Below are 1,760 nucleotides of genomic sequence, written 5' to 3'. Positions count from 1 at the left end.
AGCGGCAGCGCCACCCGCACGGTGATGGTGACCAGGGCCAGCGCCACCACCACGCCGGGCAGCGACCCGACGGTGTAGTTGCAGGCCTCCAGCACCCGCTGCAGCCGGCCGGGGGCGCGGATCGACAGCCAGGCCATCGGGATGGCGGCGACCGTGGTGACGATGCCGCCGGCGATGGCGAAGACCGCCGTCTGGCCCAGCGCCGGGCCGATCTCGTCCAGCTTCCAGATCGCGGCGCCGCCGGCCGCCAGCCACTGCCCCAGGGTGACGAAGGGCACGCCCAGCGCCAGCGCCGTGGTGGCCGCCGGCAGCAGCAGGCAGGGCAGGGTGGCGCGGCCCAGACGGGTGCGCCGCGGTGTGCGGGCGGCGCCGGAGCCGATGCGGGCGTAGCGGGTGCGGCCGCGGATCGCGGCGTCCAGCCACAGCAGCCCCAGGCAGCTGACCGCCAGCACCCCGGCCAGCATGTTGGCGGCGGGGCCGTTGAAGGTTGATTGGAACTGGTCGACGATCGCGGTGGTGAAGGTGTCGAACCGGATCATCACATACAGGCCGTATTCGGCCAGCAGATGCAGCCCGACCAGCAGCGCGCCGCCGCACAGGGCCAGGCGCAACTGCGGCAGCACCACCCGCAGGAACACCAGGGCCGGCGCGACGCCGAGCGAGGCGGCGGCATCCTCCAGCCCCGGGTCGAGCCGCCGCAGCGTGGCCGAGACCGGCAGGTACAGCAGCGGGAAATAGGCGATCACCGAGACCAGGACGCCGCCGGACAGGCCGTGCAGCCCGGGTGTCAGGCTGATCCAGGCATAGCTCTGGACGAAGGCGGGCACCGCCAGCGGCGCCACCGCCAGCCATGACCAGATCCGGGCGCCGGGCAGGTCGCTGCGCTCGGTCAGCCAGGCCAGGGCCACGGCCAGCACTGCGCAGATCGGCACGGTGACCAGCACCAGCAGGACGGTGTTGACCAGCAGCTCGCCCACCCGCGGGCGGAACACCAGGGCGGCGGCCGTGTCCCACCCGGTCTGGATCGTCACCCAGACGACGAAGCCCAGCGGCAGCAGGGCGGCGAGCGAGACCAGCAGCGCCGTCCCCGCCATGCCGGCGCCGAAGGGGTGCCGGCGCCAGCGGGCGCCCGCCGTGAAGGCGGGCGCGCCGGGCCGGTGCGCGACCGACGCCTGGGTCATGCCGACCAAGCCTGCATTACAGCAGGCCGGCCTGGGTCATCAGGTCGGTGACCGCCTTGCTGTTCAGCGACGACGGCTCGATCTTCGGCGCCTGCAGATCGGCCAGCGGCACCAGCTTCGGATTCGATTCGGCCCCGGTGCCGACAGCGTACTCGAAGGAATCGCCGGTCTTCAGGATCTCCTGGCCGGCCTTGCCGGTGATCCACTTCAGGAAGGCCTGGGCCTGCTGCTGGTGCTTGCTGGAGGCCAGCACGCCGCCGCCGGAGATGCTGACGAACGCGCCCGGATCCTGGTGGCGGAAATAGTACAGCTCGACGTTCTTGCTGTTCTCGCCGGTCTTCGCCTGGTCGCCGAACCAGTAGTAGTGGTAGATCACCGCGCCTTCGACCTGGCCGGCATTGACCGCCTTCATCGCCGTGCTGTTGCCCTTGAAGGGCAGGAAGTTCTCCTTCATCGCCTTCAGCCAGGCGGCGGTCGCCGGCTCGCCCTTCAGGGCCAGCTGCGCGCTGACGATGGCCTGGAAGTCGGCGCCGGAGGGCGAGGCACCCCAGCGACCCTTCCAGGCGGGGTCGGCGAGGT

Annotated in this window: 2 protein-coding genes; both read right to left on the bottom strand. The window is 71.9% G+C overall.

The features are described 5' to 3' along the window. Positions 1-1,181, bottom strand: a 1,181-nt coding sequence (locus AC3XYG_RS26880; protein ID WP_489142944.1) for an ABC transporter permease, incomplete at its 3' end; no start/stop codon positions are given. A gap of 16 nt (positions 1,182-1,197) precedes the next feature. Next, on the bottom strand, positions 1,198-1,760 hold a 563-nt coding region (locus AC3XYG_RS26875), incomplete at its 5' end, for an extracellular solute-binding protein (RefSeq protein ID WP_489142943.1).

It is taken from the genome of Inquilinus sp., assembly GCF_057815775.1.
Note: the sequence above shows the minus strand (reverse complement) of the source record. Positions and strands in the feature narration are given on the sequence as shown.